The following is a 26,321-nucleotide window of genomic DNA, read 5'->3' as shown; positions in this document are numbered from 1 at the left end:
CGATTCCGCCCGGTGGCCTAGTTGGCCGCCGCCGCGCGTACCGTACGCAGGCGTTCGGAGCGCAGCTGCTCGTGCCAGTGGTCGCCCAGCGGAGTGAGCGGGACGCCGGTGGCCCAGGTCAGCAGCAGGTCGGCGAGCGCGGGGTTGCGGGACATCACGGGCCCGTGCATGTACGTGCCGATCACCCGACCCGCGTACGCCCCCTCGGTGCCGTCGCCCGTGCCGTTGCCGTTGCCGTGCGTGACGCGGGCCAGCGGCTTGGCGCCGGGGCCCACGTACGTGACGCCCTGGTGGTTCTCGAACCCGGACAGCACCGGCAGGCCGAGCGCCGGGTCGACCTCGGCCAGGACCTCGCCGACACAGCGCTTGCCGGGCGCGCCCCGTCCGGACTTCACGTCCAGCAGGCCCAAGCCCGGCTCGACCTGGTCGAGGTCGTCGATGAACTCGTTACCGATGATCTGATAGCCCGCGCAGACCGCGAGCAGTGCGGCGCCCGCGCCGATCGCCGTGGCCAGGCCCGGGTCGCGGCGGAGCCGCTCGGCGGCCAGTCGCTGCGGCCGGTCCTCACCGCCGCCGATCAGGTAGATGTCGCCGGACGTCGGCACGGCCTGGTCCGAGCGCACGTCCACGCGCTCGACCTCGATGCCGCGCATCAGCGCGCGGCGCTCCACGATGAGCGCGTTGCCCTGGTCGCCGTATGTGCTGAGCAGGTCCGGGTAGATCCAGACCAGGCGCAGCCTGCTCTCACCGATCATGCCTGTGCCGCTTCCTTGATCGTCTTGCGCAGCTGTTGGAACGCCGTGTAGTTGGCGATGACCTCGATCTGGCCGGGCGGGCAGGCCGCGACCGCCTGGGCGACCGACTCGAAGACCTGGAACTGCAGACCCGCGACCTCCAGCCGGACCGCGAGGTCGAGCCGGCGCTGGCCGAGCACGAACAACGGCCGGCCGGCGAGCTGGGTGAAGTCGACGTCCCAGATCCAGGAGGTGTCCTTGCCGTCCGCGTCCAGCGCGTTCACCGACAGGATCACCGGCGTCGGCGGGGCGTCGATCAGCGAGAACGTCTCGACCCACCCGGCGGGGTTCTTGGCCAGGAGCAGGCGCAGCTTGCGGCCCTTGTAGTCGACGACGTCGTAGCGCCCGGCGACCGCGGTGACGTGCTTCATCCGCTCCAGCGCCGCCTCCACGGGGACGCCGAACAGCGACGCGACGGCGGCGGCGGTGACCGCGTTGGCCCGGTTGGCTCGGCCCGGCAGCTGCAGGTGCAGCGGCCACACGCGCCCGTCGGGGTCGACCATCTGCTCACCGGCGAGCGACCAGGTGGGGGAGGGGCGGCGGAAGTCGCACTGCGAGCAGAACCAGTCGTCACCGGGGCGCTGCATGACGCCGCCGCACTGCGGACAGGACCACGAGTCCTCCTGCCAGGTCTGCCCGGCGGCGACCCACAGGACGTCCTTGCTGGAGGAGGCCGCCCACACGATCAGCGGGTCGTCGGCGTTGGCGACCACGATCGCGTCGCGCCCGCGCAGGCCCTCGCGCCACTTCTCGGCGAGCATGCGCGTCTCGGCGGCCCGGTCGAGCTGGTCGCGCGAGAGGTTGAGCAGCGCGACCGCGACGGGGTCGGAGTCGCGGGCGACACCGGAGAGGTACTTCTCGTCGACCTCGATCACGCCGTACCGCGCCTCGGCGCCGGCGCCGGCGAGCGCGGAGGTGATCCCGGCGGGCATGTTCGCGCCCAGCGCATTGGAGACCACCGGGCCGGCGGCGCGCATGGCCTCGGCGATCAGGCGGGTCGTGGTGGTCTTGCCGTTGGTCCCGGAGACCAGCACCACCTGCAGGCCCACCGACAATTGCGCGAGCAGGTCGGGGGCGAGCCGCAGTGCGATCTTGCCCCCGATGACCGAACCGCTGCCCTTGCCGGCGCGCCGTGAGATGGCCGCGGTCACCCGACTCGCGGTGATCGCCAGTTTGGAACGCGGCGGCAACGCCTCGGGAGAGCGCTGCGGCGCACCCCCCTGGCCGGGAACGCTATTGCCTGACATCGAAGAAGGATCCTCCAAGCGACGGCCCCGACCGGCGGTGGCCGATGACCCGTTGTACCGGCCGCCACCCTATCGAGATCACGCCCCCTCCCGTCGCCGGTGGCCCGGCGTGCCGAGACGGTCACCGCAGGTCCGCGTCGGGGGCGACGCGCCGCGTCAGGGCAGGCGCCAGTCCACGGGCTCCGCGCCCTGTCCCACCAGCAGTTCGTTGGTCCGCGAGAACGGCCGCGATCCGAAGAACCCGCCGTTGGCCGACATGGGCGACGGATGCGCCGACTCCACCACCGCGGCCCCCGGCCCCAGCAGCGGCCGGGCATTGCGGGCGTCGCGGCCCCACAGGATCGACACCAGCGGAGTCCCGCGCGCGGCAAGGGCCTTGATGGCCTGCTCGGTGACCTCTTCCCAGCCCTTCCCGCGGTGCGCGGCGGTCCGACGCGGCGCGGTCGTCAGCGCCCGGTTCAGAAGCAACACGCCCTGCGCGGCCCACGGGGTCAGGTCACCGTTGGAGGGCATCGGGTGGCCCAGGTCGTGGCCCATCTCGGTGAAGATGTTGATCAGCGACCCCGGCAGCGGTTGTACCTCCGGGGCGACGCAAAAACTCAGGCCCACCGCGTGTCCGGGCGTGGGGTAGGGGTCCTGACCCACGATCAACACCCGCACATCGGCGAAGGGTTGCGTGAACGCCCGCAACACGTCCGCCCCCGCGGGCACATACCGCCGCCCCGCGGCGATCTCACCCCGCAAAAAGTCACCCATGGCAGCCACTCGGCCCGCCACCGGTTCCAGGGCCTTGGCCCATCCTGCCTCGACAATCTCGCCCAACGGCCGCGCCACCATGGGCCGAGAGCATAGGGCAACCGGGGGACAGCCTTATTTGGGCGGCTTCGCCGCCGGCTCCCGAAGCACCGCTTTTTCTCTCCCCCGCTGCGCTCCTCCGAGAAAAAGCGGCACTCCGCTCGCACGTCGATGTCCCTCCGCAAGCTCCGGGCCATCGACGTCGATGAAAACCAGCGGCCTCCGGCCGCTCTCCTCGCTGCGCTCGTCGATCACGAGCTTGACCCGGTCGGTGGGCGCTGACGCGCCAGGGCCGCAGCCACAACCGGCGACCCAGGGTCGGCCCACGCGGTAGAACCGCAGCCAACCCACCGACCCGACCTCACCCAGCCACACCGGCGGCCACGAGGCCCGACCGGGCCCACCGGTCGCCCCTAAAACCGCAGCCCGAGACGCACAACGCAACGGGCGGAGCGGGTGGGCGCAACATCCCAACCCGACCAAGATGCAACCGCAGCGACCCGCACCCCACGCACCGGGCAGCCAGGCCCGATCGGGCCCACCCCTCGCCTGTAGAACCGCAGCCTGAAACGCATAGGCAACGGGCGGAGCGGGTGGGTGCAACTTCCCGACCGAGACGCAACCGCAGCCACGTCGCGCGACCCAAGCCGTGGGCCGTGCCCGGTGGATGCGCACCGAGCATGGCTACAGCGCGTCCCACGCCTCCTCCACGTCCACGCCCGCCAGGGACAGTGCGACCGCCGCCTCACACGCGGCCAAGGCGAAGGCCGCCGCGACCCATGCGCGGTCCGCCGCGGTGAGGTGGCGCCACTCGATCGCGCCGCCCGCGCCGTCGGCCACGTCCGAGGCGACGACCAGCCAGCCCCATTCGGCGCCACCGCGCCCGGAGGCCAGCGCGCGCAGCACGCCCGCCCCCAACAGCACGTCGCGCGCGCCGAGTCCGCGTCCGAGGATCGACTGTTCGCGTACCGCGGCGGGCCGCAGCCACACCCCGCCACGCGGCGCCACCAACGACACCACGCCCGCGGCCAGCCGGCCGGCCGCCAACACCGCGGCCACTCGCTCGGCCGACCCGGATATCGACCCCGAAACCGCCACCACATCCCCCGTTCGACCCATACCCGCAACCCCCGGCCCATCGACCGGCGGCCCACACCGTAGCGGTGCCCCGTACAGCGCCCTGCGCACCCCCATGACGCGCAATACCGGGGTGGCGGTTTCCCGGCCCGCCCGACCGGGCTCCGTCGGACCGGACCGGACCGGACTCGGCGGCGAGCCGATGTACGCGACGCGGGCGCCCCCACCCGCACCACGTCAGTCCCGCTGCGCCCCCTCCGGCCGGTACACCACCAGCCGCCGTCCCTTCGCGATGCGCAGCTGCGATGCCCCCGGGCGTACCTCGCCGTCCACGGCCAGTTCCGCGCCCTCCTGGATCTCGGACAGGCGCACCGTCCGCGTCGTGGAGGCCTCGTACACGCGCGACGTCCCCAGCGTCCCCGACAGCACCGCCGCCACCAGGCGGGTACGGGCCAACGGGCGCGAGGCGTCGACGATGCGCACGTCCAGGAGGCCGTCGGTGAGGTCCGGCCGGTAGGTCGGGGCGAACCCCTGCGGGGCGTACTCGCCGTTGCCCAGGAAGAACAGCCACAGCGACCGCGGCCGCCCGTTGACCCGCATCTTCACCGGGCGCGCGTCGCGCAGCACCCGGACCAGGCCCACGGCCATGGCCGGCCACTTCCCGATCCGGCCCTCCAACTCCTCGCGGAAGCGCACCAGATCGGGGTACACGCCCAGCGAGAAGGTGTTCAGGAACAGCTCCGGGCCCAGGACCTGCCCATCGTCGTGGAACGGGTGCGAGTGGTCGCGCTGCAGCTCGGCGACGTCCACCAGGACCGCCTCACCCGCCGACAGCGCCCGCACCGTGTCGTCCAGCCGGGTCAGACCCAGATCGCCGGCGAAGTGGTTGAGGGTCCCGGCCGGGAACACCGCCAACGGCATCCCGCGCTCCAACGCGATGCGCGCCGCGCAGTTCACGCTCCCGTCACCACCCGCCACCCCCAACACCAGCGCCTCGTCCGCCGCTTCGCACAGCAGCGCGACCAGGTCGCCGTCCGCCCCGCGTTCGACGACCTTGGCCCCGGGCAGCAACTCGCGCAGCCGCTGCGCGGTGTCGCCCTCGGGACCCGCGGAGCGGTTGACGACGACGATCAGGCCCTCGCCCTCACCCAGCGAGGGCACCGCGCTACGCGGCTGCGGAGCGGACGCCGCCTCCGCCGGCCGGGTCGGCCACCACCGCAGCGTCACCGCCGCCAGGCCCGCGCCCATCGCCGCGCCCGCCAGGACGTCGCCGGGGTAGTGCACGCCGGTGTACACCCGCGAGAACGCCACCGATCCGGCCAGCGCGCCCGCCGCTATCCCCAACGGGCGCGACTCCAGCGCGACCCCGGTCGCGAACGCCGCGGCGGACGCGGCGTGCCCCGAGGGGAACGACGTCGTCCACGGCTGCCGGTGCAACCGGCGGGCCAGCGGCACCGCGTCTATCACCGGCCGGGGCCGCCGTACCCAGCTCTTGAGGACCACATTGGTCACGGTCGACGCGAGCGCCACCGATCCCAGGCCCCGCAACGCCGCTCTACGCCCGCTGCGCCCACCGGAGAGCGCCATGCCCGCACCGGTCACCGCCCACAGTCGCGAATGGTTGGCAGCGCGCGACAAGGCGGGCAACGCCTTGTTCGCCCACGGCACATGATGCGAGGCCACCCACGCGAAGGCCGCCCGGTCGGCGGCATGGATCTTTCCCATGGCGCCATCCCTACCCGCAACCGCTTCCAACCCGCAAATGCGCCCGTCCCGCAGCCGCCCCCACACGCCACGACCCGGGTCAAACCGCCGATATCGCCGAGATCGGCGAGCTCGTCGATATCAGAGAGCTCGTCGATCTCCCCGAGCTCGCCGATCTCCCCGACATGGCATCACCGAGCTCGCCGAGCCCGGTCGACCAGGCGACCGCGCCACCGAGGACGACACGCGACTCCGGCCCGGTCCGGCCCCGTCCCTGCCCGCCAGGTCACCCCGAAAGCGCCGCCGACAGCGCGTCCAAGTCCGTTCGGTACTCGATCCGATCGAGCCACTCCGCCGGCCAGCCGTCCATCCCGTGCGCGGCGCCGATCATCGCCCCCGCCAACGCGGCGATCGAGTCCGAGTCCCCGGACGTGGCCGCCGCCCGCGCGAGCGCCGACCGCGGGTCGTCCGCGTACAGCACCACGCACAACACCGCGGTCGCCAACGACTCCTCCGCGATCCACCCCGCACCCGTGACCTGGCACGGATCCGAGCGTCGATCGCCCTCCAGCACCGCGCGGTCCAATCGCTCCAGCACGCCCAGGCACTCGTCCCAGCCGCGCGCGATGAACCCCTCGGGGGAGTCCGCGAACGGCCCCCGCCACAGGTCGTCGCCCAGCCAATCGCCCCGATACACGGTGCGCTGCGCCTGCGCGTGAGCGCGCAGGTACGCGGGCAGCTCCGCGATCGCGACCCCCGCCCGCAGCGCGTGTACCGCCGTCGCCGTCAGATCCGAGGCCGCCAGCGCCGTGGGATGCCCGTGCGTGACCGCCGCCTGCAACTGCGCCGCCCCGCACCGCGTCGCCTCGTCGAGCCCGTCCGCCAGCCCCAACGGGGTGACCCGCATGTTCGCCCCGCACCCCTTGGACCCGCGCCGCGTCGCGTCGATCCAGGCATGCCCCGCCGCCAGCTCCGCGCACGCCGACATACACGTATGCCCGGGCGCGCGCGTGTTGTCGGGGGAGTCCCACCAGGCCAGGAACCGCTGGACCACCAATCGCTCGAACCGGTCCACCGGCAGGTGCGTCCCGCCCGCCCGCGCGTTCACCAGGGCGTGCGCCACCGCCAGGCCCATCTGGGTGTCGTCGGTGACCAGCGCCGGCGTGCCTTCCAGGTCCATCGGCCCCGGCAGGTCGTACCGCCGCACGATCTGCGCGTACGACAGGAACTCCGTCGGCGCCCCGAGCGCGTCCCCGTACGCCAACCCGAACATGCTGCCGCGCACCCGCTCCGCGTTCCCCACCACGTCGCCACCACCCTTCGTCGAACGCATAGCCTGCCGGCCTCGGGGCGAAGCTTGATGGCATGGACGTACTTTCCGGACGCATCCTCCTGCGCCCCATCGACCCCGACCGCTCGCTGACCTTCTACCGCGACGTGCTCGGGCTCGCGATCGCCCGCGAGTTCGGCACCGGCAGCCAACGCGGGACCGTCTTCTTCCTCGGGGGCGGCTTCCTGGAGGTCTCGGGCACCGCGTCGGGGCCGGGGCCCGCGTCCGCGGACCTGCGACTGTGGCTCCAGGTACGCGATCTGGTCGCCACCCACAAGGAACTCCTCGGCAAGGGCGCCACCGTCCTGCGCGAACCGCGCCGCGAGGCGTGGGGCCTGGACGAGATGTGGATCGCCGACCCCGACGGGGTGCGGATCTGTGTCGTCCAGGTCCCCGACGACCACCCCATCCGGTACCGCCCGGAGACCTGACGACGCCGCCGCGGGAGGCGACGGTAGGGACCCGGGCGCCGGCGGCACCGTCCCGGGACCCGGGCAGGCGGCAACAGCCGTACGCCGCCTGCCCCCTTGGCCCTTGACGCCCTCGATCCGGCGGCGACACACTCCAGCTACCAGCCGGTAACAACACCGGTGACAATTGGTGACCATCTTCGACGACGCCCGGGGGCCACCCACCCATGACCGCTTTCAGCCTCGCCCTGAACGAGGACCAGACCACCATCCGCGACTGGGTGCACACCTTCGCCGCCGAGACGATGCGCCCCGCCGCCGCCGAATGGGACGAACGCGAGGAGACCCCCTGGCCGATCATCCAGGAGGCCGCCAAGATCGGCCTGTACTCCCTCGACTTCTTCACCACCCAGGCCTTCGATCCCACCGGCCTGAGCATGCCGCTCATCATGGAGGAACTCTTCTGGGGCGACGCCGGGTTGGGCCTCGCCCTGACCGGCACCGCGCTGGCCGCCGCCGGCCTGGTCGCCAACGGCACCCAGGAGCAGATCCTGACCTGGGCCCCCGAACTGTTCGGCGGCCCCGACGACGTCCGCGTCGCCGCGTTCTGCTCCTCCGAGCCCAACGCCGGCTCCGACGTCTCCTCCATGCGCACCCGCGCCACCTACGACGAGGCCACCGGCGACTGGATCCTCAACGGCGTCAAGACCTGGGCCACCAACGGCGGCATCGCCCACGTGCACGTCGTCGTCGCCACCACCGACCCCTCGCTCGGCTCACGCGGCCAGGCCAGCTTCGTCATCCCGCCGAACACCCCCGGCCTGTCCCAGGGGCAGAAGTTCAAGAAGCACGGCATCCGCGCCTCGCACACCGCCGAGGTCGTCCTGGACAACGTCCGCATCCCGGGCAACTGCCTGCTCGGCGGCAAGGACAGGCTCGACGAGCGGATCGCCCGCGCCAAGTCCGGCACGTCGGCGCGCTCCAACGCCGCGATGGCCACCTTCGAGTCCTCCCGCCCCGCGGTCGCCGCCCAGGCCGTCGGCATCGCGCGCGGCGCCTACGAGGTCGCCCTGGACTACGCGCAGACCCGCGAACAGTTCGGCCGCCCCATCATCGACAACCAGGGCGTCGCCTTCACCATCGCCGACATGCGCACCCGCATCGACGCCGCCCGCCTGCTCACCTGGCGCGCTTCCTGGATGGCCGCCACCGGGCAGCCCTTCACCGCCGCCGAGGGCTCGATGTCCAAGCTGTACGCGGGCGAGACCGCCAAGTGGGTGACCTCCGCCGCGATGCAGATCCTCGGTGGCAACGGCTACACCCGCGAGTACCCGGTCGAGCGCATGCACCGCGACAGTGCCATCTACACGATCTTCGAGGGCACCAGCGAGATCCAACGCCTGGTCATCGCCCGCACGTTGTCGGACGTCCCGATTCGCTGACGCCGATTCGCAGACCCGGATTCGCCGACCCGGATTCGCGGCCCCGATTCGCTGACCCGGATTCGCTGACGCCGATTCGCTGACCCCGAGAGTGTCGGGCCCCGCGACCCGACACCGTGACGCCCGGTCCCCCGACGCGGCCGGGCGTCGTCGCGCCTGGGCCGAGCGGGTGAGCCCGTACGGCCGCCGCGCGCCGCCCGGGCCGCGCCATGTCACGCCTTGGCGCGGCGGGCCGTGCCGTGCCGCGCCACACCGCGCCCGCGTCGCCCCTTCGCTCAGTCCAGCGGCCCCGGCTGGGGCACCGGATCCGGCTCGTCCGGCACCGGGGGAGAGCCCGGGTCCGGGGGCAGCGGCTCGGGACCCGGCTCCGGTAGCGGCCGAGGAGCCGGCATCGGCGGCACCGGCGGCAGGGGGTCCGGCCACGGATCAGTCACGACAACCTCCACGAGACGAAACACATCCGGACGAATCCGGACACGCCGCGACGACGGCGTCACCTGGCGAATACCCCCGCGCGCGCCACCTCACTGCGCCACCGCGAATCCGTCCGCCCCGGTCGACTCGGGACGTCGTGACGCGGACGCCGCGAGCCCCGGGTCACCCCGACGAGTCCGCGTCACGACGTCCCGAGTCGACCGGTCGAACAACGCCCCCGGCCGACCGATCAAACAGACCTCAAATACCGCCCAAACGCCCACCAACACTCCAGGAAGAACCCCACCCATCCCTCTGTTGCACCTAACCTGAAACTCCTCATTCGAACAGGAGAACCCCCATGGCCGGCCAGGTCCCCATCAGCGAAACCGCCCTCCCGGGCATCGGCACCCAGTACACCCTCTCCACGGCGGCCGGCCGGGCCATCTCCGTGGTCGCCGGCCGCGACGGCGTACGCCGGATCGCCTTCTACAACGTCGACGACCCCGACGCCTGTGGCCCCGGCGTTCGCCTCACCCGCGCCGAGGCCGTCGCTCTGGCCGAGCTCCTCGCCGAGGACTGACCCCACCGCCCGCGGACCACCCTCACCCGCGTTCGAGCCGCAGAACCCCTGCCCCTGCGAACACCACGAGCACATACCACCCATGCACCCAGCAACTCTGCTCATCGAACTCGGCGGGATCATCCTGACGCTGTCCATCCTGGGACGCGTCGCCGGTCGGATGGGGATGTCACCCATCCCCTTCTACCTTCTCGGCGGCCTCGCGTTCGGACACGGCGGCCTCCTCGATCTCTCCCAAAGCGACGACTTCATCGAGATCGGCGCCGAGATAGGCGTCGTCCTGCTCCTGCTGCTCCTGGGCCTGGAGTACACCGCCGGCGAACTCGTCACCAACCTGCGCGCCGCCGCGCCGGCCGGCGGCATCGACGCGCTGCTCAACGCCGTCCCCGGCTTCCTGGCCGGCCTCCTCCTGGGTTGGGGACCCATCGCCGCCCTCGCGCTGGCGGGCGTCACCTGGGTCTCCTCCTCCGGCGTGATCGCCAAAGTCCTCGGCGACCTCGGACACCTGGGCAACCGCGAAACCCCCGTCGTGCTGTCCATCCTGGTCATCGAAGACCTCGCGATGGCTCTCTACCTGCCCATCCTCACCGCGCTCCTCGCCGGCGTCGGTCTGCTCGGCGGCTCCGTCACCGTCGCCATCGCCCTGGGCACGATCAGCATCGTCCTGTTTCTCGCCCTCCGGCACGGCGGCCGGATCTCCAAGGCCCTCTCCAGCGACCAACCCGAACTGCTGCTCCTGGGCGTGCTGGGCCTGACCCTCCTCGTCGCCGGCATCGCCGACAAACTCCAAGTCTCGGCGGCGGTCGGCGCCTTCCTCGTCGGCATCGCCATCTCCGGCGACGTCGCCGAACACGCCCAGACCCTCCTGGCCCCACTGCGCGACCTGTTCGCCGCCGTCTTCTTCGTCTTCTTCGGCCTCTCCACCGACCCGGCCGACCTTCCGCACGTCCTGCTGCCCGCCGCCGCGTTGGCCGTCGTCACCGCCCTCACCAAGGTCGCCACCGGTTACTGGGCCGCCGCCCGAGCCGGTATCGCCAAACCCGGCCGCTACCGGGCCGGCGGCGCCCTCGTGGCGCGCGGCGAGTTCTCCATCGTCATCGCCGGCCTCGCCGCCACCTCCGGCGTCGAACCGCGCATGGGCCCCTTCGCCACGGCCTACGTCCTGATCCTCGTCATCGCCGGCCCCTTCACGGCCCGCTACGCCGAACCGGTCATGCGGCGCATGTTCGGACCCAAGGCGGTGCCGGCTCCGGTGGAGGAGGACGACGACGACTTGACTGCTCTGTAGCTCGTTCTGTGGCTCGGTTTGTAGCGCGATCTGTGGCTCGGTTTGTAGCTCGGTTTGTAGCTCGAGTCGAGTCGGCCCGACGCGACTCGACTTGATGCACGCCGCGAACGTCGGCCCCCCACCATCCGGACCCTCGACGGTCGGGCGGGTGGGGACCGGCGGCGGGTCAGCGGATTCGCACTCGGCCCTCGGTGAACCGAGCGAACGCCTGGTCGATGTCCGAGATCGGCGAGCGGAGCGCCTCCTCCGGAATCCCCAGCATGCCCTTGGCGCGGAACATCCTGGCCTTGGCGCGGCGCTCGTGTGCGTCGGCGGGAAGATCCACGACGACTCCCGGCGAGGTCGCGGTGACCCCGGCGGCGAGATCCAGTACGAGCCCCGTCCGACCGAATCGACGCAACAGGCGAACCCCCGCGAGCGCCGACCATGGCACCAGGAACGGCCCGAGAAGCGAGTTGGTCGCGCACCACACACCCTCGGCCGACATGCGGATCGCCACCTGAGGAAGCGCGTTCGCGTCCCACGCCGCGCGTCGACGCCGCACGTCGAGGAACTGGCGTCGGCCGGCAACGATCAGGAACAGCCCGGAGACCGAGGACAGCAGCAACGGAAACGTGGCCGCAAACGGGAGCCCGAGGCCGAAAATGGCCCCGAAGCACATCACGACGATGAGCACCCCGCCGGACACCGTTCCCCAGGCGCCGACGCGATGGGCGCGCAGGATTTTGGCCCGTGAACGCACCAGCCAGGCGTGGTCGATCTCGGCCGCGTATTCCGGGTACTTCGGCACGACTTCCGGTACGGGCAACATCACCTCAGTGTCGCCTACGTGTTCGGCCGAACCAAGTTCCGCCACCGCCGGACCCACCGCCGACACCGGCCCGCCCGACGCCGGTCACGGGAGAAGGCCGTGGTCGTGGGCGTAGATCGCGGCGTGAGTGCGGTCGCGGAGACCGAGTCGGGCGAGGATGCGGGAGATGTGGTTCTTGACCGTGCCTTCGCTGAGGAAGAGGCGGGAGGCGATCTCGCGGTTGGTCGATCCGGTGGCGATCAGGCGGAGGACTTCCGTTTCGCGCTCGGTGAGGACGGCGAGCCCCGGGCCCGGCCCCGGCCCCCGCCCCGGATCTGTGGGCGGGGGCGGTGGTTGCGGTGTGGCGGGCGGTACGTCCGGGCGCGGCGCGTCCGGTCCCGGTCCGGCCGCCAGGTTGGCGGCCAGGCGGCGGGTGACCGAGGCATCGAGTTGGGCGACGCCGGCATGGGCCAGGCGTACGGAGGCGGCCAGTTGGGCCGAGGGCAGGTTCTTGAGGAGGTAGCCGACCGCGCCGGCCCGCAACGCGTCGGCCACGTACTCGTCGTCGTCGAACGTCGTCAGCATGACCACCCGGCACAGGGGCGCGCGTCTGCTCAGCACCTCGACGGCGGTGACGCCGTCCATGACCGGCATCCGGACGTCCATGAGGATCACATCGGGGTGCTGGGCGACGGCGGCCTCCACGGCCTGCTTGCCGTCCGAGACCGCGCCGATCACGGTGATGCCGGGCTGGATGCCGAGCAGGGAGGCGATTCCCTCCCGTACCAACTCCTGATCGTCGACCACCAGCACTCGCACGGAGTCGTCCGCTGCCGCGTCCGCGTCCGCGTTCGTGTTCGTGTTCACGTTTGCGTTCGTCTTCGTCTTCGTCTTCGTGCTCGTGCTCTCGGTCATCGGGCGACCGCCGCCGTGCGTACGGGAACGCGCGGCACCGTCACGGTGACCACCGTGCCCCGTCCCGGTGCCGCCGCGACGTCGACCCGACCGCCGAGCAGGTCGAGGCGTTCGCGCATCGCCCGAAGCCCGAAGCCGCCCCGACCGCCGGCGTCGTCCGCGGTCGCCTCAGCGCGCCCACCTCCACCCTCCTCGATGCCCGCGCCGGCCTGGAAGCCGCGTCCGTCGTCGGCGACCACGAGCCGCGCCTCGCGGTCGCCGTACCGGGCCGACACCGCGACGTGTGTGGCGCCGGCGTGCCGATGCGCGTTGGTGAGGCCTTCCTGCGCCGCCCGATACAGCGCGGTGAGGGATTCGACGTGGTAGCCCAACTCCTCGCCGGAGACCTCCAGGGTCACCCGGGACGGCCCGCCGTCGATGTGGCGGACCAGATCCGCGAGCGCGGCGGACAGCGAGAACGGTTCGGCCTCGTCACGCAACGCTCGTACGGCGACCCGGACTTCGTCGAGCGCCCTGCCCGCCGACCACCGGGCATCGGCGATCGCCCGTTGCGCGACGCCCGCGTCCAGGTCCTGGAAGGCCGAAGCCTTCTCCAACTGGATGGCGATGGCCGTGAGGTGATGGCCGAGCCCGTCATGGAACTCGCGGGCGAGCCGGTTGCGCTCCTGCGCGGCGGACAGGCGCTCGACCCGGGCGGCGTAGTCCGCCAACTGATCGTGCGAGCACCGGAGTTCGTCCAGCGTGTGTTCGAGCCGTACGCGTCCCGCCTGTTCACCCACCGCGATGGCGGCCATCGCGACCGCGAGTACCAGGCCGAGGCCGGACATCAGCAGGTCGGTGACGATGTCGGTCCGGAGGTACCACTCGGGCACCGTCAGGACGTTCCCGACCAGCATCAGCCCGACGCACGCGATGCTCAGCGCGACGCTGACCCGGCGGCCGAACGCGAAGAACGCGGTGAACGGCACCAGCACGAACAGCACCCGTGACACCCCGGACCGGTCCGACCCGGCCGCCGCGGCGAACAACGCGAGGCGCGCGACGAGCAGTACCACCGCCGCGCGGGACGGGGTCCGAACCGGGTGCCGGCGGCGTTCGAGGTGGTCGAGCACCAAGAGCAGCAGCAGGCACGTGGCGAACCCGCCGAGCCGCGGCAGGCCGACCGGCCCGTCCGCCACGACGCCGCCATAGAGTCCGCCGACCAGCACGGCGACGTAGACCATGGGCGGCACCCACGGCATGGGGCGCGACAACCCCACGGCCGAATCCGACGGCGACGACGTGGTCATCCGATTCCCCTTTGTGCCTGTCCCGCCCCGACTCGCTGCGACTCACCCGTCCCGATTCGAGCCGGTGTGCGCCGAACGATACCCGCGCGCACATCGACGACCGCCCCCTCGACGGCAGCTCGTGACGAACGTTGGCCAAAGGTCATGTGCCGTTCGGCCGGCCCACCCGCCGGCCGCGCATGCCCAGCCCCGGCGATGTGGCCACTCGGCATCTGTGGGCCGCCCAACGGGCCTTCCTAACCTCGCATTGCCGGCCGCCGACAGCTCCGGCTTCACCCGAACCCGGACGTAGAACCAACGCCGGAACCAACGCCAGACCCGATCCCGGAACCAACGCCAGACCCGATCCCGGAACCAACGCCGGAACCAACCCGCTCCCCAACGAGAGGTAGTCCCTGGTGAAACCCGCCCGACCACTCGCCGCCGCAGTAGCCACCCTGCTGGCCGCGACACTCGGTGTGACCATCGCGAACGCAGTGCCCGAGTCAGGCCGCCCAACCGCCGCCACGTCGCCTTGCAAGGTGCGCGTCCCCGGCGCCGAACACGTGATCGGCGCCTGCCTGGCCGACCTGACCACGGCCGGCACCATCGCGTCCCGACACACCGACCCGGCCGACTGGGCCGGACTCGAAGCCCCCGGCACGATCAACCCGTCGGGGGTCAAGGGCGTCCAACTCGACGGCTACTTCCCCGACTCCTCCACCACCAACACCAACCACGGTTGGAACCACGACAGTCAGTTCGTGATCCGACTGCCCGACAAGTGGAACGGCGGACTCGTCGTCGCCGGGCCACCCGGCGTCCGGGAGCAGTACGCCAACGACCGCCTCATCGCCGACCAAGCCCTGGCCCGCGGCTTCGCCTACGCCGCGACCGACAAGGGCAACACCGGCACGCAGATCTACCAGGACGGCCGCCGCCCCGGCGACGCCGTCGCCGAATGGCACAAGCGCGTCGCCCAACTGACCGTGGCCGCAAAGCAGGTCGCCGCACGCCACTACGGCCGAAAGCCGGCGACCACCTACATGGCGGGCGCGTCGGCCGGCGGCTACCTGGTGCGCTGGCAACTGGAGAACAACCCGAACCTCTTCACCGGCGGAATCGAGCTGCACGGCGTGCTGTTCACGCCCGACGAGCCCAACATCCTGACCACCGCCCCGGCCGCGCTGCGCGCCTACCCGCGCTACCTCGCCGGCGAACCCGGCGCCCGCGAGGCCATGTACGCCGCCGGCTACCCGGTCGGCTCCGAACCGCTGTGGGAGTTCCACTACCGCAACCTGTGGGACCCACTCCAGCGGATCATGCGCGAGGAGATCGACCCGACGTACGACGGCGACCGCGAGGCGGGCACCCCGTTCTGCAAGGAAGGCACCGGCGCGGGCTGCGACACCGACTACGTCTACGCCGACCGACCGGCCCGCGTCCACAAGGCGGTCGAACGCCTCTCCCTGACCGGACGCATCAAGCGCCCTCTGATCAGCCTCCAGGGCACCCTCGACGCCCTCCTGCCGATCACCAAGAGCGGCGACGTCTACGCCAAGATGATCGACGACTCCCAGCGCGGCGACCTGCACCGCTACTACCGCATCACCGGCGGCACCCACGCCGACGGCCTCTACGCGGCCCAACCCGCCCTGCTCCGCCCGATGTCCCCCTGCTTCACATCAGCCTTCGACGCCCTAACATCCTGGACCACAAAAGGCACCCCACCCCCCACAAGCCGAACCATCCCAACCCCACCCCCCAACACCGACACAATCAACACCTGCGCGCTGTAGCCCCCCAGCCACAGCAGCGGTGGGACGTCCGGTCGTAGTTGCGTGCCGGGAAGTTCCGGCGGCCCGCCACCGGGTCGCCACCGCCCGGCAGTGGGAACACGGCGCTGGGGCCGCCGGCCAGGCGGCGAGGGACGGTTAGGCTCTTCGGGCTGTACGAGGGCGCGATCAACGAGAGCAAACCCCAGTCAGGCAAGCCCTTGCCTGACTACCGCTATTCGGTCACGGATTGATATCGCCACCGCGAAGTCGCAGGTCGGCAAGTGAAGTCCTCAGGCAGGTGGGGGTGAGCCCGATCACCAGCACCATCGCCCGTGCGCCTTCCGCCGGCCTGCGCCAGGCATGTGCGGGGGGTGTGCGTAACGACCGGGAGCCGACCTGAGCGGCTCTATACGTCGCTCCATCCGTCGACAGCCACCTCGGGGCGTTCGCCCGCGAGATAACGCTCCAATGCGTGCCGGGTCGACGGAACGAAGTTGGTCGGCAGACCGTCTGTGTCGACCCAAGCCACGGCCGAGTGCTTGCCGGGCTCGGCGTTGACCGGCTCGCCATCCCACTCCTCCGCGGCGAACACCAGGACGATGAACCCCTCCGGGGCTTCCGGGCTGTTCGCGCTGTGCGTTACGTGGGTTAGACGCAGTGCCTGTGGCTTGACCTCCAGACCCGTCTCTTCGCGGAGTTCGCGGACGGCCGTGTGCGTAATTGGTTCACCGGGCGCACCCTTGCCGCTGGGCAGGCTCCACATCCCAGGCGCGAACGCCTTGTCGTCGCCCCGACGCAGGAGCACGACTCGCTTGTTCGTCCGGTCATGGACGATGACGGAGACGGCGAGCATGACCATCAGACGTTGGTCTCGGCGGACCTCATGGGGCACGTTCGAACTCCTTCCTCGTGGTGCCGGCGTTGAGCCGGTCACGTGGCGAGCAGGCCCCGCGCGCGTTCGTCGAGGTTGGCCGCGCCCGGAACTCGTCGTCGCTTGTAGGTCGTGAGGGTACGCCGCATGGCCGCGACCGCTTCACGGTGCCTCGACGATGCGACGCCACCGAGGTGTTCCATCGCCTGACCCCATGTAGCGACGGCCTCATCTGCGCGGGCTTGCGAGGCAAGCGAGGCGCCGAGGTCGACGAAGGTGAGGGCGTGAATGCGGCGGAAAGCCTCGGGATCGCGTTCGGACAGGGCGGCGCGGTAGTGCCGTTCTGTATTGCGGTGATCACCGAGATCTTTGAGGGTCCTCGCTGTCTGACTGGCCACGGTGCCTGAAGCCGGGCCGGTTGCCGTGGCATAGGACGGGGTCGGCCCGTCTGCGCGGGCCACGGCGTCGGCCGCGTCAAGGAGTGCCTGCGCGGCCTCGATGGGCCGGCCGGAGGCCGCGCAGGCACGCGCACGCGTTACGTACAAGACGGCCTCCATGCCCCCGTCGACGCGTCCCGATGCGCGCCGCAGCGCCTCGTTCGTCAGGTCCATGCAGTGGTCAGCACGCTTGAGATGGAGCGCTTGGTGCGCCAGAACGCGCAGCATCCACGCGCTGTGACCGAACGGGTCCGCCTCATAGGCGAGCTGATAGGCGGTGAGGTAGTAGCGCTGCGCGGCTCCCTCGCTCCCAAGGTCGTGGAATTTCCAGCCTGCGAGATATGCGAGTTCGGCAACGGCCCCGAAAGCATCGCGCCGTACGAACTCAGAGGAGAATCGCCCGGACAACAACGGGGCGGCGGTGTCGGCAAGGTAGGCCATGACCGTGGTCAGGCCATGGCCTCCGCCGTGACGTTCGTCTGCGGCGCCGAGTGCGGCCGTGACATGACGGATGGTGGCGACCTCCTCCACACCGACTGCGGCGCCCGGCCGGCGGGCACGCAACATCCGCGACACGGATTCGTGGTCATAGGACAGCGGTGCGCCGATCGAGCCGACCGTAAACGCCGCCGCGCTGAGGAAGCTGTCCCGCCGCATCCCCGCCCGGCCGAGGTCTGTGGCAGCCGCGATCGGATCGACGGTGAGCGGGTGTGAGTCCTCGGCCTGCGCAAGGTCGATCTCAACCAGTGTGACCGTTCGGCCAATGCGTCTCGACAGCGCTTCCGCAAGGTATCGCCGAGTCCGGCTGCCTGGCTGCACGCCGGACGTCCAGTGCGCAATGGCCGACTTGTTGGTGTGCAGAACCTCGCCGTTCTCGGCCGCAACCGCGCGCACTGCACGCGCGAGCCTGTCGTACGTCCAACCGGATTGCGCGATCACGTCCACGAGGGCCGTGTTCGGTGTACGTGCGGTCGCCATGGCTCCCTGAATCCTGGCTTTAAACCCGTTAAACCGCGTGCCATCCCCACCACGGTACCGACAACAAGTACACGGGAGTTGACTGATTGTTACGCCGCCAAGGGTCGCGGGGGCCTGGCAGTAGATCAGCACCTCATCGTTAGGAGTGATCCACGCGCGGAGGGCGCCCCGCCCGGAGCCGGCGGACACCGCCTCCTCAATGATTCCTTGCGGTCAACCGCGGTAAGGCGGGAACGACCGATAGGGGAACTGGATGTTGTCTTACACGACCGTCATGCCGGCACCGTTCGGCATGAGGCACTTGACCGAGGCACCGACCCGACCCGACCACGGAGTAACGCTCGACCCCCGCCTTCAGATCGGCGTTACCCGCGAAGGCAACCCGTGGCAGGGTCTCGCGGACGGAGACACCCAGACGGAGACGACGCCGGACGGGTCCGGGTCCGGGACCGACGGAGACGGCACCGACGTATGGTGACGCCCCCATCGGGGACGATCGTCGTCGTCACGTCGCCCGACGACGCCACTGTTGATCCGGTCGTTCTGGATCTGACCGAACGTGGCGAGCACGTCGTGCGGTTCGACACCGCCGATTTCCCCGGGCGCGCTGTCCTGGCCTCCTCCCTGACGGGAGGGGGCTGGGGCGGCACGCTGCACGTCGGAACCAGAACTCTCGACCTGACACGTATCAAGAGCTGGTGGTGGCGCCGACCCTCGGAATTCCGGCTTCCCGACGAGTGGGACGACACGACCCGGAAGTTTGCAGCATCCGAGGCCAGAGCGGGCCTGCTGGGCGTACTCGGATCAGTGCCCGCGTTGTGGGTCAACCACCCGCTGGCGAACATGTCCACAAACTACAAGCCACTGCAACTCGCAGCCGCGGCTCGGGTAGGGCTCGACATCCCGGACACGATCATCACCACCGACGTAGTCCAGGCGAAGGCGTTCGTTCAGGCACACCACGCCGGAGGTCGCCAGGTGATCTACAAGGCGCTGGGTGGCGGGGTGCGCTCAGAGTCTCTGGCTGCCACGGTGCCTACGACGGTGGTCGATGTGGGCGACGTGGACGCCTCGATCGGCTCGACTGCGGTGCTGCTTCAGGAGCGAATCGTCAAGGCGCACGAGGTGCGACTGACGGTCGTGGGCCCTCACATGTTCGCGGTAGCGATCGAGGCCCACACGGAGGAATCACGGCTGGACTTCCGGGTGGACTACGGGTCGCTGACGTACCGGGTCGTGGACGTTCCGGGGGTGGTCGCGGCAGGCGTCCGCGCCCTGATGAGCGTGTTTCATCTGTACTACGGGGCAATCGACTTCGCCGTGCAACCGGACGGCCAGTGGGTGTTCTTCGAGATCAACGCCAACGGCCAGTACCGCTGGCTCGAAAAGAAGTGCGTCGGATTGGGTATTTCCAAGGCCCTGGCCGATGCCCTGGCAGATGGGAAGATGTCTTGAGGTGGCACAAAGCCGCCGCGGCCCTCGCGGACGAGGTTGCCGCGGCGTCCCCATGGCACGACGTCGTGGCCGGCACCGCGCGGCATCACCTCGTTCCCGCGTGGTGGGAACGCGACAAGAACATTGGTGACTGGCGGCAGCACCGGGGCGATCGCGACGAACCGGCATGGCTGGCTGCGGCGTACGACGACAGAACCCTGGTTGCGCAGGTTGGAGACCTCCACGCGGATACCGCCCCCGACGACTCCACAGTCCCGGGCGCGGCGCCGTCGACCTCGTCGTCCACGTTGCCGTCGCTCGTGCTCAGGATGTTCAGCGTCGCCGGCATCGAAGAGGGAATGAAAGTCCTCGACCTGGGGACGGGGAGCGGATACTCGTCGGCTCTCCTCGCGCGCCGCTTGGGTGACACACAAGTGGTGTCGGTCGATGTGGACCCCTACCTTGTAACGGCCGCGCAGCGCAGACTTACCGCAGCCGGCCTCGCCCCCAAGGTGGCGGCGATCGACGCCCTTGGAGATATCCCAGGACACGGCTTCGACGCTGCCGTAGCGATGTTCTCGACTCGGAGCATCCCCGAGTCCTGGCTGTGCGCTGTCCGTCCCGGAGGGACGATCTCAACGACCCTGAAGGGAACTTCGCTACACCTTCGCGTGGAGGTAGAGGACGAAGCGCACGCCACGGGCGTGGTCGTATCGAGTGAGGCCCACTTCATGCCGGCCCGCCGCGGGCCGGACGACGGAGGCGCTCTGGATCAGGTCTACCAATCTGCCCGCACGGCGCATGGCGACGAGACCACGAACCTTGCCGGGGATCTGCCCGACCTCTGGAAGGACTGGCAGCTCGTTCTTCTGCTTGAGCTGCTGAAGCCGGGGATCGAGCACCGCTCCATCAATCTGGACGACCGTTCCATGGTCTGGCTGCTCCACCCGTCCGGCTCGTGGGCCCGTGCCGAAGTGCCGACCTCCGGACCCTCGATCGTTCATTCGTCGGGGCCGCTGGATTTGTGGGGGCAGCTCGAACGAGCACGGCACCTGGTCGCGGAGCACGGACCGATCGACCCGGCTTCGCTCCGCCTGGAGATCAACTCCGGCAGTCAGCAGATCGCCTGGTCCACGGCGGGCCTGTCCCTGCCCCTCTGACCAAACCGAACGTCTCGCGGCCCCGCTCCGGATGACCGGGGCCGTGTTCCATCGTGGGCAAGGAGTCGCATGTCCCTTTTGGCAGTTGGCGCGCGCAACTTCAGCGAAAGGCGGCTGGGATCCAGAGACAAAATGGGGTTGGGAAGTCCCCACGCAGGTGGGAGGTGAGGCGACGGACGCGCCGATCACCAGCGCCGCGTAGACAGCCAGGTTTCAGCGCCGCAGCGCGGTGCCGTGTTGGGTGTGTGGACATGGCTGCGAGCAGGTCGATCGGGATCGGGTTCGGGTTCGGGGGCGGGAATTCGTGCGCGTGGGCGCCGGGGGTGGTGGGGAATGCGAGGGGGCGGGTTGGGTGGAGGTGATCGTGGCGTCGTGGGCCGTCGGGGTGTGGTGCGTGAAATGGACAACGGGGCGGGCGTTGGCGGGGGTTGCGTGTAGCGTCGTGGGCGTGTTCGGCCGTCAGGGGTCGAACGTCCTTTGTGGGATTGCCGATTGCGGCTGGTCCCGGCTGTGGGTGATGTGTCCTCGAGTGTGGGCCGACCCGTGAATCCGCCAGGAGACAGGAAGACGGGGGATAGTTTTGCGTGCAGTTACCGCCGCGGCCGTTGTGCTTGCGGGGTCGGTTGTTTTGGTTGGTTGTTCGGGTGACGGTGGTGGGGCGTCGTCGAAACACACCGTCGTGTACGAGGTGGGCGGACGGGGGCCGGTTGACGTGCGGTACGCCGTCGACGACCCGCGCTCCGACGGGGAGGAGGCCAAGGCCGTCCCGTCCGGGTGGACGAAGAGCATCGAGGTGACCACTCCCGACACGCTCATGCACATGACCGTGTACGCGTCCGCGTCGGAGGCGCCCGAGGAGACCGTCACGTGTCGGGTGCGTCTGGACGGCAAGGTCGTGGACGAGAAGACGCTCAAACGGGGCGAGACGTCCGAGGTCTTGCAGTGCGAGGCCGATTTGTCGAAGCGGTGATCCGGGTGACGACCATGGCCCGCTCGGCCGGGACCCGAACCGCCGGAAACCGAACCGGCGGTAACTGTACGACCGCCATCCGTGTGCGCCGCGGCGTGTCGGTCGCCGCAGCCGTGCTGGCGGCTATCGCCGCGGCGGGCTGCTCGGACGGCAAGAGTGGTGGGGCGAAGGCGTCCGGCACGCCCGCGCCGAGTGCGGCGTCCGCGTCCGCGGCGGCGAGCCCCGACACCGTGGCGCCGACGCCGTCCCCGGGCACGCGGGAGCCGACACCGGCCGCGAGCGGAAGCCCGAGGCCATCCTCGTCGTCGGGCGCCGGCGGCGCGCCGTCGTCCCGTCCCACGACCACGAAACCCCGCACCACCGCCCCGGGCGGCGGTGCGGGCGCGGCTTTCCAGGGCACCTGGTACGTGCCCGTGCGGCGTCCGGACGGCGCGCTGGGCGTGCTGACCGTGGACGGCAGTGCGGTGGCGCTGACGGCGGGCTCGACGAAGTGCTCGGGAACCTTGTCCGCGACCGCGAGCGTGACGTTGAACTGCCCGGGGATGACGGCCCGCGGCAAGGCCGTGGTGAGCGGCAGTGGGAAGGCGCTCACGTTCGACTGGACGGAAGGCGAGAGCGACACGTTCGTCCGCACGAAGCCGGCATGAGACCCGCGCATCGAACGGTGGACCGGGGCCGAGCAGGGGCCGGGGCGGCGCGGCGGGCCCAACGGCGGCCCCGGTGCGGTGCCCGGGCCCAGGGCGACGGTGACCTTGGCGTCGGGGTCGGCCCATGCGCGGGCGGCGCGGCGGAGCAGTGCCGTGTCGCCGGCGCGGGCCCCGCGGGTGGACCAGGCCGCGAAGTCGAGGCGGGTCGTGGTGGTCCAGGCGCCCGCCGGGATCGTCTGGGGCAGCCCGCCGACCGGCTGCGCGGCGGAGGCGGCCCGGTCGCCGCAGCCCACGCGGTCGACGCGCGGTCCGCGCGGTCCGCGCGGCCCACGCGATCCACGCGCGATCCACGCGCGACCCGCGCGGTCGATCCGTGGCCGGCCGGTCCGGCCGTGCGTCAGGCGGGTCCGACGAAGCCGGACTCGTACGCGGCGATGACCGCCTGGGTGCGGTCACGCGCGCCCAATTTGGCCAGCACGGCGCTCACATGGGTCTTGACCGTCTCGGTGCCCAGGAACAACTCGCCGGCGATCTCGGCGTTGTTGAGCCCACGGGCCATCGACCGCAGCACGTCGGCCTCGCGGTCGGTCAGATTCGCCCGTTTCACCGCGTCGCTGCGCGATTCCCGGCCGAAGCGCGCGGCCATCGCCCGCAGCTTGGCCGGGAACAGCAGCGACTCGCCGGTGGCGAGGGCCCGCACGGCGCCGGTGATCTCGGCGGGGCGGGCCCGCTTGAGCAGGAAGCCGTGCGCCCCGACCTTGAGCGCCTCGTAGACGTATTCGTCGTTCTCGAAGGTGGTGATGATCAGGATCTTGGGCGGCTGTTCGAGGTGGGCCAGCAGGTCGCGGGTGGCCTGTATGCCGTCCACGCGCGGCATCCGCACGTCCATCGCGACCACGTCGGGGCGCAGCGACCGCACCAGCGAGAGCACGCCCGCGCCGTCGTCGGCCTCCCCGACGACCTCCAGGTCGGGCTGGGCGTCCATGATCGCCCGCAGCCCCGCGCGGACCAGTTCGTCGTCGTCGACCAGCAGGATCCTGATGTTCACGACGTCCACCGTAGGGGCAGCCGGACGTGCACCCGCCAGTGGCCGTCGTGCGCCCCGGCGGTGGCCTCCCCGCCGAGCAGCGCCGCCCGCTCACGGATGCCGCGCAGCCCGCTGCCGCTGCCGCTGCCGGTCAACCGGCGCTCGTCGTCGGGGGTGGGCACGCTGTTGGTCACGGTCAGCTCGACATCGTGCGCGTCGACCCCGATGGTGACGTTGATCATCACCGGCCCCGCGTGCCGCAGCACGTTCGTGAGCGACTCCTGCAGGATGCGATAGCCCTCGCGCGAGATCACCGGCGGCACCGCGTCGAGCGCGCCCACGATCTTGAACTCGACGCGCGCGCCCGCGCCCCGAGTGCTCTCCACGAGCGAGTCGAACTCGGCGAGGCCCGGGCGCGGCGCGGCCGGCTCCGGCGAGTCGCGCAGCAGCAACAGCATCCGTTCCAGGTCTTCCAGGGCCCGCCGCCCGGTCTCCTCGATCGCGTCCAGCGCCTTCTCGGCGAAGCCGGGATCGGTGGCCAGAAGTTGGCGCGCGGCACCGGCCTGCAGGACCGTCACCGACAGCGCGTGCCCGATCGAGTCGTGCAGTTCGCGGGCGAGGCGATTGTGTTCGAGCAGTTGCTCGGTGCGGCGCTCCAGTGCGACGAGCCGCTCGCTCGCGGACGGGCCCAGGAGGCGCTTGCCGAGCTTGGTCAGCACCACGCCCGCGCCGGCCACGTAGTAGATCGCCGCGACGATCAGGGCCAGGCCCAGCGGGACGAGCCACCAGTTCGCAGCGCCGCTCCCGAAGGTGAGCCCGTTGAACGTCACGCCCTCACGCGTGGTCGGCGACACGATCATCGCGCCTGCCAGGAGTATGGCGTTGCCCGCCGGCATCAGGCCCAGCCAGCCCAGATTGACGCGCAGCACGAGCCACAGGGCGGTACGCCACCGATCCGGCCAGGTCTGCGACCTCGTCACGGCGATGTCGCTCTCGTCGCCCGGTCGCAGCAGGAGCCGGGCCTGGAACCCCTCGAACCGGCGCGCCTCGGCGACGAGGCCGAACGCGGTCAGGATCGGGATCGGCGTGAGCAGCAGCGCGATGCCGTGGGAGATCTCCGTTCCCCCGCTGCCGTCCAGACCCGGGTAGACCATGGCGACCGCGACGCCCAGGAGCAGCCCCGTGAACAGGTGGAAACCGCGCGCGTAGGTGGTCGGCGCGATGAGTGGCCGCACGAGGCGGGCGAGCTCTAGGCGGCGGGGCGCGGGCTGGAACACCCCGCCATCCTGCCCGGTCGGGACGCTCCGGGCCTCCCCCGCCCGGGGGAGACCGTCCCCACGGTTGGGGGATCCGGCGGCAGCCCCCGAAATCGCAAGCTTGAGGCACCGCGGCAGCCGCCCGGCGAATCACCCGGCGAACCGCCCGGCCACCCCAGTTCAGGGAGCGAAGCACATGATCCGGATCCGGAATCTGACGAAGCGCTACGGCGATGTCCTCGCGGTCGACGACCTCGGCTTCGAGGTCGCGGCCGGCACGGTCACCGGCTTCCTCGGCCCCAATGGTTCGGGCAAGTCGACGACCATGCGGATGGCCCTGGGTCTGGACCGGCCCACCTCCGGCACCGTCACGATCGGCGGCCGGGCATACGGCGAACTGCGCGACCCGCTGCGGCACGTGGGGGCTCTGCTCGACGCGGGCGCCGTGCACAAGCGCCGCCGCGGCTACGACCACCTGCTCTTTCTCGCGCAGTCCAACCGGATACCGAGATCCCGGGTGGACGAGGTGCTCGCGGAGGTCGGCATGACCGACGCGGCCCGCCGCCGGGCGGGCACCTACTCGCTGGGGATGAGCCAGCGCCTGGGCATCGCCGCCGCGCTGCTGGGCGATCCGGGCGTGTTGATCTTCGACGAGCCGGTCAACGGCCTCGACCCCGAGGGCATCCGATGGATCCGCGACCTGATCCGTTCGCTGGCCGCCGAGGGGCGCACGGTGTTCGTGTCCAGTCACCTCATGAGCGAGATGGCGCTGACCGCCGATCACCTCGTCGTGATCGCCGGCGGGCGGCTGCTCGCCGACACGTCCATGGCCGACTTCGTCGGCGAGGACCAGACCTTGGAAGACGTCTATCTCCGGCTGACCGCCGGGAGCGAGCAGTTCGTGGGAGGTGGCCGCGCATGAGCACGGCGACGGTGGTTACGGCAGGCCCGATCTTCCCGGCCGCGCTGCGCGCCGAGTGGACCAAGATCCGCTCGGTGCCCTCGACCCGCTGGCTGCCCCTGGTGACGGTGGTGCTGATCGCCGGCGCCGGCGCCCTCGTCGACGCCTTCGTCGCAGAGGGGCAGCGCCGTGAGGACGGCGCGGAATACGACGCCTTCACGCTCGTGCACTACGGGGTCAACTTCGGCCAGATGGCGCTGGTGGCCTTCGCGGTGCTGGCCGTGGCGAGCGAGTACGGCACCGGCACCATCCGCGCCTCGCTCGCCGCGGTGCCCGACCGCCGGGTGTTCGCCGCCGCGAAGCTGACCGTGATCACCGCGATCGCGCTGGCCACGGCGATCGTGTCGAGCCTGGCCTGCACACTGCTGGCCCGCCTGCTCATGCCCGCCGGCGACATCTCGCTGACCGCGGCCGAGACGTGGCGCACGGCCTTCGGTCAGGTGGCCTACCTCGTGCTGCTGGCCGTGGTGTCCGCGGGCGCCACGTTCGTCCTGCGCACGCCGATGGCCGCGATGGGCCTGCTGATGCCGCTGTTCTTCCTGGGCACGGCCGCGCTCACGGCGATACCGGGGGTGCGCGAGGTGGCGCGGTTCCTGCCCGACAAGGCCGGGCAACGCATCATGCGGCTCCGCGAGTTCAACGCCTACGAGCTCGACCCGTGGATCGGCATCGGCGTCATGGCGCTGTGGGGGATCGCGGCGGTGGCCGCGGCCACGACGGTGATCCGCCGGCGCGACGCGTAGGC

25 protein-coding genes are annotated in these 26,321 nt (G+C 71.1%); 11 read left to right on the top strand and 14 right to left on the bottom strand.

Annotated features, from left to right (window positions below; translation table 11 throughout):
• Positions 1–17: 17 nt before the first annotated feature.
• The 6 genes from OG928_RS02685 to OG928_RS02660 form a co-directional block, all read right to left on the bottom strand.
• A complete protein-coding gene (locus OG928_RS02685; protein WP_406290738.1) occupies positions 18–752 on the bottom strand; it encodes a type 1 glutamine amidotransferase in 735 nt (244 codons plus the stop codon).
• Entirely contained in the window at positions 752–2,041 is a 1,290-nt protein-coding gene (locus OG928_RS02680) for a MurT ligase domain-containing protein (RefSeq protein ID WP_406278574.1), read from the bottom strand. Before OG928_RS02680 ends, OG928_RS02685 begins: the two co-directional genes overlap by 1 nt.
• A 156-nt stretch (positions 2,042–2,197) precedes the next feature.
• On the bottom strand, positions 2,198–2,878 hold the full coding sequence (locus OG928_RS02675) for a uracil-DNA glycosylase (RefSeq protein ID WP_406278571.1): 681 nt from the start codon (positions 2,876–2,878) through the stop codon (positions 2,198–2,200).
• Between the two features lie 642 nt (positions 2,879–3,520).
• Positions 3,521–3,955, bottom strand: coding sequence for a hypothetical protein (locus OG928_RS02670; protein ID WP_406278568.1), 435 nt, complete (start codon positions 3,953–3,955; stop codon positions 3,521–3,523).
• A 195-nt stretch (positions 3,956–4,150) separates the two neighbouring features.
• Positions 4,151–5,638, bottom strand: a complete 1,488-nt coding sequence (locus OG928_RS02665; protein ID WP_406278566.1) for a phosphatase PAP2 family protein — start codon at positions 5,636–5,638, stop codon at positions 4,151–4,153.
• Positions 5,639–5,903: 265 nt separating this feature from the next.
• Positions 5,904–6,950: an ADP-ribosylglycohydrolase family protein gene (locus tag OG928_RS02660; protein ID WP_406278563.1), complete on the bottom strand. Its 1,047-nt coding sequence runs from the start codon at positions 6,948–6,950 to the stop codon at positions 5,904–5,906.
• Positions 6,951–6,982: 32 nt separating this feature from the next.
• Here OG928_RS02660 and OG928_RS02655 point away from each other — a divergent pair, with 32 nt between their 5' ends.
• From OG928_RS02655 to OG928_RS02640, 4 genes are all read left to right on the top strand, one after another.
• Positions 6,983–7,378, top strand: coding sequence for a VOC family protein (locus OG928_RS02655; RefSeq protein WP_406278560.1), 396 nt, complete (start codon positions 6,983–6,985; stop codon positions 7,376–7,378).
• 206 nt (positions 7,379–7,584) lie between these two features.
• Complete coding sequence (locus OG928_RS02650) at positions 7,585–8,799, top strand: acyl-CoA dehydrogenase family protein (RefSeq protein ID WP_406278557.1); 1,215 nt, start codon at positions 7,585–7,587, stop codon at positions 8,797–8,799.
• Between the two features lie 775 nt (positions 8,800–9,574).
• Positions 9,575–9,796 (top strand): hypothetical protein, encoded by a 222-nt coding sequence (locus OG928_RS02645; protein WP_406278554.1) that lies wholly within the window; start codon positions 9,575–9,577, stop codon positions 9,794–9,796.
• Between the two features lie 82 nt (positions 9,797–9,878).
• Positions 9,879–11,084 (top strand): cation:proton antiporter, encoded by a 1,206-nt coding sequence (locus OG928_RS02640; protein WP_406278552.1) that lies wholly within the window; start codon positions 9,879–9,881, stop codon positions 11,082–11,084.
• Positions 11,085–11,250: 166 nt separating this feature from the next.
• Here OG928_RS02640 and OG928_RS02635 read toward each other — a convergent pair whose 3' ends face one another.
• From OG928_RS02635 to OG928_RS02625, 3 genes are all read right to left on the bottom strand, one after another.
• Positions 11,251–11,895 carry a hypothetical protein gene (locus OG928_RS02635; RefSeq protein WP_406278549.1) on the bottom strand — a complete coding sequence of 215 codons (645 nt, stop codon included), beginning with the start codon at positions 11,893–11,895 and terminating at the stop codon, positions 11,251–11,253.
• Positions 11,896–11,979: 84 nt separating this feature from the next.
• The gene (locus tag OG928_RS02630; RefSeq protein ID WP_406278546.1) at positions 11,980–12,741 is read right to left on the bottom strand and encodes a response regulator; all 762 of its coding nucleotides are present in this window, start codon (positions 12,739–12,741) and stop codon (positions 11,980–11,982) included.
• A gap of 44 nt (positions 12,742–12,785) precedes the next feature.
• Positions 12,786–14,078 carry a sensor histidine kinase gene (locus tag OG928_RS02625; protein WP_406278543.1) on the bottom strand — a complete coding sequence of 431 codons (1,293 nt, stop codon included), beginning with the start codon at positions 14,076–14,078 and terminating at the stop codon, positions 12,786–12,788.
• Positions 14,079–14,599: 521 nt separating this feature from the next.
• On the opposite strand from OG928_RS02625, the gene OG928_RS02620 reads away from it, so the two are divergent.
• On the top strand, positions 14,600–15,856 hold the full coding sequence (locus tag OG928_RS02620; RefSeq protein ID WP_406278540.1) for a tannase/feruloyl esterase family alpha/beta hydrolase: 1,257 nt from the start codon (positions 14,600–14,602) through the stop codon (positions 15,854–15,856).
• A gap of 385 nt (positions 15,857–16,241) precedes the next feature.
• Here OG928_RS02620 and OG928_RS02615 read toward each other — a convergent pair whose 3' ends face one another.
• Together OG928_RS02615 and OG928_RS02610 are read right to left on the bottom strand one after the other, a co-directional pair.
• Positions 16,242–16,694 carry an NUDIX domain-containing protein gene (locus OG928_RS02615; RefSeq protein WP_406290736.1) on the bottom strand — a complete coding sequence of 151 codons (453 nt, stop codon included), beginning with the start codon at positions 16,692–16,694 and terminating at the stop codon, positions 16,242–16,244.
• Positions 16,695–16,765: 71 nt separating this feature from the next.
• Complete coding sequence (locus OG928_RS02610) at positions 16,766–18,121, bottom strand: tetratricopeptide repeat protein (RefSeq protein ID WP_406278537.1); 1,356 nt, start codon at positions 18,119–18,121, stop codon at positions 16,766–16,768.
• 253 nt (positions 18,122–18,374) lie between these two features.
• Between OG928_RS02610 and tgmA the strand changes: the two genes are divergently transcribed.
• From tgmA to OG928_RS02590, 4 genes are all read left to right on the top strand, one after another.
• Entirely contained in the window at positions 18,375–18,599 is a 225-nt protein-coding gene (tgmA, locus tag OG928_RS02605; RefSeq protein WP_406278534.1) for a putative ATP-grasp-modified RiPP, read from the top strand.
• Complete coding sequence (gene tgmB, locus OG928_RS02600; protein ID WP_406278531.1) at positions 18,593–19,576, top strand: ATP-grasp ribosomal peptide maturase; 984 nt, start codon at positions 18,593–18,595, stop codon at positions 19,574–19,576. Before tgmA ends, tgmB begins: the two co-directional genes overlap by 7 nt.
• 65 nt (positions 19,577–19,641) lie before the next feature.
• Positions 19,642–20,715 (top strand): methyltransferase domain-containing protein, encoded by a 1,074-nt coding sequence (locus OG928_RS02595; protein ID WP_406278528.1) that lies wholly within the window; start codon positions 19,642–19,644, stop codon positions 20,713–20,715.
• Between the two features lie 679 nt (positions 20,716–21,394).
• The gene (locus OG928_RS02590; protein WP_406278525.1) at positions 21,395–21,685 is read left to right on the top strand and encodes a hypothetical protein; all 291 of its coding nucleotides are present in this window, start codon (positions 21,395–21,397) and stop codon (positions 21,683–21,685) included.
• On the opposite strand, the gene OG928_RS02585 is transcribed toward OG928_RS02590, so the two are convergent.
• From OG928_RS02585 to OG928_RS02575, 3 genes are all read right to left on the bottom strand, one after another.
• Complete coding sequence (locus OG928_RS02585) at positions 21,627–22,625, bottom strand: hypothetical protein (RefSeq protein ID WP_406278522.1); 999 nt, start codon at positions 22,623–22,625, stop codon at positions 21,627–21,629. The genes OG928_RS02590 and OG928_RS02585 overlap by 59 nt on opposite strands.
• A 104-nt stretch (positions 22,626–22,729) precedes the next feature.
• On the bottom strand, positions 22,730–23,380 hold the full coding sequence (locus tag OG928_RS02580) for a response regulator (RefSeq protein WP_406278519.1): 651 nt from the start codon (positions 23,378–23,380) through the stop codon (positions 22,730–22,732).
• On the bottom strand, positions 23,377–24,636 hold the full coding sequence (locus OG928_RS02575; protein WP_406278516.1) for a sensor histidine kinase: 1,260 nt from the start codon (positions 24,634–24,636) through the stop codon (positions 23,377–23,379). The genes OG928_RS02580 and OG928_RS02575 overlap by 4 nt, the downstream gene beginning before the upstream one ends.
• 175 nt (positions 24,637–24,811) lie before the next feature.
• Here OG928_RS02575 and OG928_RS02570 point away from each other — a divergent pair, with 175 nt between their 5' ends.
• Together OG928_RS02570 and OG928_RS02565 are read left to right on the top strand one after the other, a co-directional pair.
• Positions 24,812–25,537 carry an ABC transporter ATP-binding protein gene (locus tag OG928_RS02570; RefSeq protein WP_406278513.1) on the top strand — a complete coding sequence of 242 codons (726 nt, stop codon included), beginning with the start codon at positions 24,812–24,814 and terminating at the stop codon, positions 25,535–25,537.
• A complete protein-coding gene (locus OG928_RS02565) occupies positions 25,534–26,319 on the top strand; it encodes an ABC transporter permease (protein ID WP_406278510.1) in 786 nt (261 codons plus the stop codon). Before OG928_RS02570 ends, OG928_RS02565 begins: the two co-directional genes overlap by 4 nt.
• Positions 26,320–26,321 lie beyond the last annotated feature (2 nt).

The sequence above is a fragment of the Embleya sp. NBC_00896 genome (assembly GCF_045207785.1).
Taxonomy (GTDB): domain Bacteria; phylum Actinomycetota; class Actinomycetes; order Streptomycetales; family Streptomycetaceae; genus Embleya.
The sequence above is the reverse complement of the archived record's forward strand: the minus strand, read 5'-3'. Positions and strand labels throughout refer to the sequence as shown.

Coding starts and splice junctions, on each gene's coding strand:
- OG928_RS02615 (WP_406290736.1), bottom strand. CDS start 16,694: ATGGTCATGCTCGCCGTCTCCGTCATCGTCCATGACCGGACGAACAAG.
- OG928_RS02610 (WP_406278537.1), bottom strand. CDS start 18,121: ATGGCGACCGCACGTACACCGAACACGGCCCTCGTGGACGTGATCGCG.
- OG928_RS02660 (WP_406278563.1), bottom strand. CDS start 6,950: ATGCGTTCGACGAAGGGTGGTGGCGACGTGGTGGGGAACGCGGAGCGG.
- OG928_RS02570 (WP_406278513.1), top strand. CDS start 24,812: ATGATCCGGATCCGGAATCTGACGAAGCGCTACGGCGATGTCCTCGCG.
- OG928_RS02670 (WP_406278568.1), bottom strand. CDS start 3,955: ATGGGTCGAACGGGGGATGTGGTGGCGGTTTCGGGGTCGATATCCGGG.
- tgmB (WP_406278531.1), top strand. CDS start 18,593: ATGGTGACGCCCCCATCGGGGACGATCGTCGTCGTCACGTCGCCCGAC.
- OG928_RS02675 (WP_406278571.1), bottom strand. CDS start 2,878: ATGGTGGCGCGGCCGTTGGGCGAGATTGTCGAGGCAGGATGGGCCAAG.
- OG928_RS02645 (WP_406278554.1), top strand. CDS start 9,575: ATGGCCGGCCAGGTCCCCATCAGCGAAACCGCCCTCCCGGGCATCGGC.
- OG928_RS02640 (WP_406278552.1), top strand. CDS start 9,879: ATGCACCCAGCAACTCTGCTCATCGAACTCGGCGGGATCATCCTGACG.
- OG928_RS02650 (WP_406278557.1), top strand. CDS start 7,585: ATGACCGCTTTCAGCCTCGCCCTGAACGAGGACCAGACCACCATCCGC.
- tgmA (WP_406278534.1), top strand. CDS start 18,375: ATGTTGTCTTACACGACCGTCATGCCGGCACCGTTCGGCATGAGGCAC.
- OG928_RS02680 (WP_406278574.1), bottom strand. CDS start 2,041: ATGTCAGGCAATAGCGTTCCCGGCCAGGGGGGTGCGCCGCAGCGCTCT.
- OG928_RS02625 (WP_406278543.1), bottom strand. CDS start 14,078: ATGACCACGTCGTCGCCGTCGGATTCGGCCGTGGGGTTGTCGCGCCCC.
- OG928_RS02655 (WP_406278560.1), top strand. CDS start 6,983: ATGGACGTACTTTCCGGACGCATCCTCCTGCGCCCCATCGACCCCGAC.
- OG928_RS02635 (WP_406278549.1), bottom strand. CDS start 11,895: ATGTTGCCCGTACCGGAAGTCGTGCCGAAGTACCCGGAATACGCGGCC.
- OG928_RS02565 (WP_406278510.1), top strand. CDS start 25,534: ATGAGCACGGCGACGGTGGTTACGGCAGGCCCGATCTTCCCGGCCGCG.
- OG928_RS02665 (WP_406278566.1), bottom strand. CDS start 5,638: ATGGGAAAGATCCATGCCGCCGACCGGGCGGCCTTCGCGTGGGTGGCC.